Annotated in this window: 4 protein-coding genes; 3 read left to right on the forward strand and 1 reads right to left on the reverse strand. The window is 36.9% G+C overall.

Translation table 11 applies throughout. The features are described 5' to 3' along the window. Positions 1-538: 538 nt before the first annotated feature. From P0Y67_RS21775 to P0Y67_RS21785, 3 genes are read left to right on the forward strand one after another with little or no spacing between them, the layout of a single operon-like run. Positions 539-1882 (forward strand): hypothetical protein, encoded by a 1344-nt coding sequence (locus tag P0Y67_RS21775; protein ID WP_342393558.1) that lies wholly within the window; start codon positions 539-541, stop codon positions 1880-1882. 9 nt (positions 1883-1891) lie between these two features. Continuing rightward, the gene (locus P0Y67_RS21780; protein WP_342393559.1) at positions 1892-3076 is read left to right on the forward strand and encodes a hypothetical protein; all 1185 of its coding nucleotides are present in this window, start codon (positions 1892-1894) and stop codon (positions 3074-3076) included. Between the two features lie 14 nt (positions 3077-3090). Further along, the gene (locus P0Y67_RS21785; protein ID WP_342393560.1) at positions 3091-7806 is read left to right on the forward strand and encodes an OmpA family protein; all 4716 of its coding nucleotides are present in this window, start codon (positions 3091-3093) and stop codon (positions 7804-7806) included. Positions 7807-7871: 65 nt separating this feature from the next. Here P0Y67_RS21785 and P0Y67_RS21790 read toward each other — a convergent pair. After that, positions 7872-8107: hypothetical protein (locus P0Y67_RS21790; protein WP_342393561.1), on the reverse strand; the 236-nt coding region annotated here is incomplete at its 5' end.

Here is an 8107-nt window from a genome sequence, read left to right on the forward strand (position 1 = left end):
CATTCGCCGGGTGATGATGACGTTCACCCTGTCGGAACCGAACACGGTAGTCACGTAAAGCGGTAACTCAATGAGCCAAAACAGAAATTATTTTTTGGCTCAATACCACAAAGTGACATTTTTAGGTGGGAGAGGTTATTAAATCAGTTGATTAGGGTATTCAATCTGATAGGGTTTTCCGCTGTACGTCTTGATGACCGTACCCAGTGTGTTCATGTACTGAACAGAGATTAAAAAAGAGCCATGCTGGGCTTATTCGTTGGTCTGTTATCGCACAGCCGCCAACAGCACGAATAAGCGCACACTCGCTGCGGAGAGCGTCATCATGATGTATTGCCATTGTAGGCTGATTCAGCAACCCGATAGCCGATACACCTTCTCACACACAATTAATCAAGGTCCGATGTTTTCATGCCCGGACACTATTCCTGGTTCACTCATGTTGGCCGCTGGTAAGCGCTTAGCTTCTCGCTGTTGTTTTCCTTCAAGCCTAACGTGGTTTAGTTTCGCCAAAGCGAAGAAAAACGAGAAAAAGTAAATGAAAAAAGTGAGATATGTAAAGGCGAATTATACGCCGCTGGAAGACATCACCCCGTTGCCCCGTAATGTGGTCAATCAACCGATAGAACCCGTACCAGAGCACAAACTGGTGGTGGAACTGGCCGGACAGTGGCAGGGAAACCGGGCGTATTTTCAGCTTGCTAAAACCGAAATGCAGGATCAGAAAATCACCCGGCCGATAGCCGATGTGAAAACAGGTCACAGAACGCTGGCAACCTTCAAAGCACTGGAAAATGAAGCCAAAAAGCTTTATCTGGTTGTGCCATTACAGGGGCTGCCAAATCCGCTGACTTTTTTACTGGCCGACAATTTGATGCCGGTAGAAAAAGAGGCGGACATGGATGAATGGGAAACGGTTTTGATCCCGGTTCGTGCACTGGCCTATCTGGACAGCAGCAAAGACAAAGAAAAAGCCGCGGAATTAAAAGGTGGCTATTTGTATGTCTTCTGGAAAGGCAAACTCTGGCGCGAGCTGCAAGTCACAGAGTTTGGCTATTACAAAGATATTGATAGCGAATATTACCGTGTCAGAGATCAGCAGGAAAGGCAGAAAGAACAGCCTGTTATTGAATACCGTGAAGCGGATGGATTCGATCTGCCGCAATTCTGGGTGCCGTATAAAATTGCCGGTGAAGTTCAGGCCGGTGAGAATGGTGTCAAACTCATGTTTTCACCGAAACAAAAGACATATCAGCAAATAGAAGCACTGGAAAATGATCCAGCAAAACTGGATGCTGCTGCAACACCACTGGATGAACTGTCTGTGTATTCAAATAGCCAGGCGTTTGAGCCCCAGGAACACACCGCTGATATTCAGTCAGCCAAACTTCATCAGGTCTCTGAAGACGATATGGCCTGGCTGACTCAACAGTGCGCAGTATTTGATCAGTATGCATCTTCAAATACACCTGTGGCATATGTGGACGGTAAAAATGACGGTTTCCTCGTCAAAGTTGAAGTGGGCCTGGCTTCTGCTGTTTTCGGTGAAATTCCGCCGATTTACGCGGTTTTGAAAGATGAAAACAGCGACTGGAAGCAATCGGTGTTAATGGAGAAGAGCGGTGATAGTGAAATCTCTCGCTGGCGTCAGGCTCTGTTCACGGGATTGCCGAAAGAAGGAAGTTTCACTCTCTTTATTGCAAATCCCAAAGATCCGCATGGTGCTGAATTCATTTTTACGCAAATGCCGTTTGAAGAACTGGCAAACGATCAAGACGAATGTGAAGAAATTGAACATGCTGAGATGGTTGACGAGCCCTTCGAAGAAGCAAAGAAAATCGAAGAGCTCAGAAACCTTTGGCTGAACGCAACAAATTTTTAGGAATCAATCATGAAGAAAAAACTGCTGGCTTATAGTGTTGGGGCGCTTTGCGTTGGTGCAATCGCATACCCTGCGTGGAAAATGATTAAAGAGAAAATAGCTTATCATAAGGATTATCAGGAGCAGTTGGATGTAATAGTTGAAGCAATTGAAATAGAACGTTGGAAAACAAGAGCCGACATTATCGCGTGGAAAATAAATGTAAGCATACCGGATGATATTGAATATGAGGTATGGGATGAAGAGTATGAGATTCCAAGAGTATTATTCAGGGCCAGAAAGTATGGAGCTCCAGATTTTGATCTTTACTCAATGGGGATAGACGGGAAGGATGTAAAACTTGTTGCAACACGCGAGGACTTTGGTGCGAGCATTTTACCTCTAGGCTACTTTACAGGTCCCAATCGCTCACCTGATGGAAGGTATATTATTTCAACTTCAAATGAGAAGGGATATGGTTGCACTCTCTATGATATTGAAAAAAGAAAAGGACATAATTTTGCATCACACCGGTGTTTTGTAGAAGCATGGACTGATGATGGAAAAGTTGCACTTATAAACAACGGGGGTGAAATAGGATTCTTAACACTTGCTTCAGAAGAGTTTAAATATCTAAAAGATATCTATGGGGAAGATTTTGATGATGATAAAAATATTTTGTTTTTATTGGAGAATGAGAAAAAATCAATTTCAAAAATTAAGGATAAAAATGATTTTTTGAAGTCAATACCTAGAGAGAAAGACCAATTGATTCATGATATGCCGATTTTAAAAAAAACTGAGCGAGTCAATTACCTTTCTGATGAATGTAAATATGGTGGTACATTTGGACTGGATTCTAGTCTTTTTACTTGTAGGTATGATAGTAATAAACTTGAGTACAATGTGTATAAATCAAACGAGCCTAAGAAGATAGTAGGAAAAAGCTTAGGTTTTCGTGTGATTGAATTAGGTAAATGGGCAATGCAAGATGGTGAAATATATAGAATAATTAATGATTCGGAAGATACACCTTTAGCTAAAATAAAGTATAAATATGACTTTGGCGATGAATATCAATTTAGAATTTATGATGATTTGTATCTTCCGATAAGTGCAAAGGAAACATTTGAAGGACTAAATATTGCAGATTATTTTCCTGAATTGCCTTCAAAAGCAAGATATGAAGATACTTGGATTGATCTATTATATTAATAAAGGTTACGTCAATGGCTATAGAAAAAAAGATACAGTCTGGTTTTTATTTAATGGGGCGTCTGTATAATAGAAAGGGAGAAATATGTAAAAACGCAAAGTTCAAGCCGTTACCGTTTGAAACCCTAATATTACCAGATTCTGAAACTTTAATAGAAGAAAAAATTAATGGAGAAGGCGATCACGTACAAACAGTGAACGCAAAGTTTCCTATTGCCTCGACAGATGAAGTTGGGAAATTATCATACTTAAATTCAAAATTTGATAGTAATGAATTGTCAATTGTATCAATACCTACGACTGATAAAAACTATCATAACGATTACACAGTAAAGTTTAAGTTATTTCCTAGTCAATTGGTGCCTTTATATAACCTTAATAAAGGGGAGACCTGGCTGGAAGACTTGACAGAAGTTTTAAATAAGTTAAATGAAACTCATTCTTTTAGCACAAAGACAAAATTTCTCGATGTTGGCACGTCAAAAGATCAGTTGTTTGATAAATATGAAGTTGCTGATAATGAAGTTCACAAGGCCTATAATTCCTGGTATGACTCATTAGAGAATGAAAAATTAAGAATTATTGAAGTGCCACAATTTTACACTATTGTAATTACTTTTTCTGATGAAAAATTTATTGGAGCCAGAGTGAAATTGAAAGACATCCCTGTAACGATTAAAGTTTCAGGTGATGTTGACTCAGATAGTGGAGAACCAGTTTCCGAAATTAAATCAATCGATCATAAAAATCCTGATGGTGAAGTACTAGGTAGTATTACAGCTACATTTTGGATAGAAAGTGAAATGAACATTGATTTAATATCAAGCTCTTATGCAAGATTTGATATTAGTTTTGATAATTTTGATCAAGAAAAAATAAAAGTTTTAGATCATGGTTTAAGAAAAGGTTATTCTTTAAAAGAAAAAGTTTTCGATCTGCCAATAAAAACTGCGCTTGGGAGAAGTGCACTAATAAATGGTGATCCAATTAGTGTTGAAGAAGCTCTGATAAATCATTCACCTGAATATTTCACTGAGCTCATCAAAAGGTTAAGTGTTAGTGAAGATAAATTAGAAAATAATAAAAATGAAATCAGTAAAAACTATCAAGAGTTTTTAAAGAATGTATTTAATACATCGAAAGGGATTTTTCAAAGTGCTGTAGGAAGCTTTACATCTCAATCTGCTTGGAATGCCAAGTCTAAAGTTGCTTATTCAACTGTCGGTTTGATTGGTAAAATTAAAGATGGTCAAGATGATGAGTTTTTTAAAAATGCAATTGCAATTGCGGGAATTGGTGAGTCAATAAACACATTTATTGATGCGGCTTCTAGTGATAAATTGACAACTGCCGCAGATCCAAGAATAAGAAAGTTTTCTGAAGCGTTTGCAAATGAGCCAGCCACAATAAAGTGGTTAAAAGACCGATTTGGTGATCGGCTTGATGAAATAAATATCATCCCAGTCCCGGAGAAGCTTAAAAATTTCTTAAAGGCTGCAAATGATAGAATGACTTCATTTTCTGATTTGTTAGCCAAACCGCTGAAAGTTGGCGGTGATATTATGACAGTTGGTCAGGCAGTTTATAATTTGCATGATACGTATGAAAAGTTTGAAAAGTCTGACATTAAAGATCAGGAGTTTAATTTAAAATCTGGTTTTTATATTAATAAGATACAATCTCCGACAGCGAATCAAGCGAAGCCAATTGCTTTACTTGATACAGTGCAAGTAAAAGAAAATCAAAAAATATTGGAAGATATTCACGCACAATTACGCCAAATTGGCGGAGATGAAAATTTCATTTCAGTGAATGAGGTATTGGGCGATTTGTCACTGAAATTGGCAAGTACTTGGTTTGAGTTTGATAGAGCCAGTTTGAATACAATCGATCCAAACGTTAGCAGCGGATTGAAAAAACTTGCGAGTTTGATAGAAAATTTACCTGATCCAATACCGATTGAAATCGCTGGCTTTACCTGTGATAGAGGAAGTGAATCTTATAACTTAAATTTATCGACATTGAGGGCTCGCGCTGTAAAAGATGCGATTATTGATTCAATTTCTGAGGATAAAAAAAGAATATGGGAAATATTTATTTGGGAAGAAGGGTATGGTGAATCAAAAAACCTATTTCCTAATGACTCAGAAGAAAATCGTAAGAGAAATAGAAGAGTTGAGATAAAACTAAACTTTAATGCAATCTATGATTATCCTGTCAGCAGAGTTGGATTATCTGTACTGGAAAAATCCAGAAAGGAAATGATTAAGTCAGAGTTAGATTTAAATGACGCTTTAAGGGAAACGTCGAGTAGTACTGTAGATGCGACATTGCTTGCATTCTCAGCAGCATTTCCGGTTGCGATGGCGACCGCTGGTGTTTTAATCGCAGCCGGACAAGTTGTTTCTACTGTCGCTGATTTCGCATATGAAAAGCTATTCAAGGATGAGAATACCTTTAAAAATGCGATTAAAAGTCTTGGTGAAGTTGATGCAACACTTTCACAAAAAATGATTGCTACTAATGCATTTGGTGAAGTCAATATTCCATTCTTGAAAAGTTATCTGAAGAGAGCCTTGGCGCTGAATGGGCTCGTCAGGTTACTCAAGAGATACCAACTGGAAATCCACTTGAATCCAGAACATAAGGAATCGATAGAGAAAAAATTCAATATCAAAGGTTATATTGATAAATTTCTTCTTGCCGATCAATGGGATATTGATAATATATTCGATGAGAGTTTAAATCTGGATGAATACTGGCTGGATGTTGTGAACTATGATGGCGAAATGGTATTTGATACATTTGATGCATTGATTGCAAAAGCAGGATACTACGTCACTTCTCTTGAGAATTTTATTTTTGGTGATGAGAAAAAGATTGATGAAGTGAAACAACTGTCGAGCAGTTATCATAAATATTTCCCAGTTCATTGTATTGGCAGTGAATCAGTTGATAGTCTTGTTGATATGTTTACTGTTAAATTACCAACAGATCTGACGAATGATATATTTAAAGAAGTTGTGATCTCTGCGAGAAAGCCAGGGGATAAAAAGTGGAAGAATTTCAACGACTTTTATCAATTGGAAAGATCATTTAAACTATCTCCTTATGATAATATTCGGATTTTGGTAATTGTTGATGAAAAGAATGAGAAGCTAAATAAAGCATTAGATGAAGAGCAAATTATTCACTTACCTATTACTGCGAAAGCATCAGCGATTAGTTGGTGGGATAGTGGAGACATTTTTGATACAGTCGCATCGGAGAATACGCAGTATGTCAGAGAGATTTTCGAGAATGAGCTGACAGAACATGAGAAAAAATTAATAGAATTTAAAGACGGTAAGAAAATATTCGGTACATTTATTTATCCAAGTTTTTATTTCGGTGCTTATAAAGTCCAGGGTACACGACCAATAGCCTGGTACAATCATCCGACATTAAAATCTCTCTTTGGGCAAAGTGGAAGTAATTCCTCTGGCGTCGATTTTACTATGAACTACACGTATAGTTTATCGATTCCAGGAAATGATGATGTTGATAAGTTGGTACAGTATCGAGATTTAGATGGTGGTTTTTGGGATGATGAAGAAGACGCATCAGAATTTACATTAAGTCTGAATCCTGAAAGAGAATATAAAATTAACAATAAAACAGTGGTTGGAGATCACTTATTTTATGAAGAGGGTTTTTTAGAGGATAAAAATCCATCTAACGGTAATAAAATTAAATACCCTAAGGTTTTTGATTCACCAAAATTATTCTTCTGGATTAGTCAAAAAGGTGCGAAAAATGCATCAACAGTAAACAGTTATGGAAATGCTTCTTTTTCTTTTCAGCCATTTATCAGTGATGATTTTCTTCGCTATGATGTAGAAAATTTTAATTGGGATTCAGATGTTAAAATACGTACTTTGGTAACAACTCCGAGTGTAGGAACTAAGATTTTTGACGATTATCGTTACTCGGAAAAAAATAAAGTTCCAGTGAGCGCTCAAATAAGCATGACGGGTTCTAGATACAGTATAAGTAATACAAAAGCTCTCAAGATATCTGAATTTAAGGTATTGTTCCGAATTGGAAAAATTGTGAAAAATGAGGGTAAGTATAAATTTATCCCTAATCACTATCAAATTAAGGAAGATATTAAGTTGACAGGCGGTATTATATCTGACTTCGAGAGTCTTGATCAGTCTCAACTACGTCAATGGGTGACAGGCACTTATGAACCTTACAACTTTGGTGCCTTTGATTTAGATAATGATATCGATATTTATGGGATTGATGTTGATCTGAAATATATCAATGTTCTGGGTCAGTCAGTAAATGGACTTAAACCAGTTGTTGGGTATGAAACTGCATTAAGTAATAAAGTTGAGATTTCTATCAATTTGGCAGGTGCAGAAAATTCAGGCTTAGAGAGTTTGAAGTCTCCTAAGATGTGGTTGAGAGAAAGTGATTCGTGGAGTCAGGGTATTCCTAAAAGATGGATAAAACCTGGAGATAAAAAATTAGTTGATTTGTCAAAAGAACAATTAATGACGAATAAAAAAATTAACATCTCACATGAAGCCAAGAAGAATAAGGAAACGAAACTTTTGAATAACAATAAGCTAGAGCCGCATGATTTTAATCAGCATATGATTTGGATAGAATCAGACGAAAGTGATCTTTCAGTCATTAACTCCTCGCGAGAAAAAATGCTAGAGCAATGGTCTGGTGAGTAATCTATAGAGATCTAATTTGCTGTATAGTTTAGCACTGCTTAAGCTATACAGCTTTTTTAATCGTTCTAAAATTTAAATAAAATTTTAGTAAAGACCAGGAAAATAAAATTAAATAAGTTGTAGCATAATCCAAATTCATTGATAATTATGTTTCCATAATCAACACTAACTAATATCCAATGTACATACTTCCCGGTACCATCACCCACATCCCGGCTATCACAGCTATTTTTAATCATTACATTGAGCACACGAACGCCAGATTTGAAACCGAGCCGATGACGCTGGGTAATCGTAATGA

The sequence above is a fragment of the Photobacterium sp. SP02 genome, assembly GCF_038519165.1.
Lineage (GTDB): Bacteria > Pseudomonadota > Gammaproteobacteria > Enterobacterales > Vibrionaceae > Photobacterium > Photobacterium halotolerans.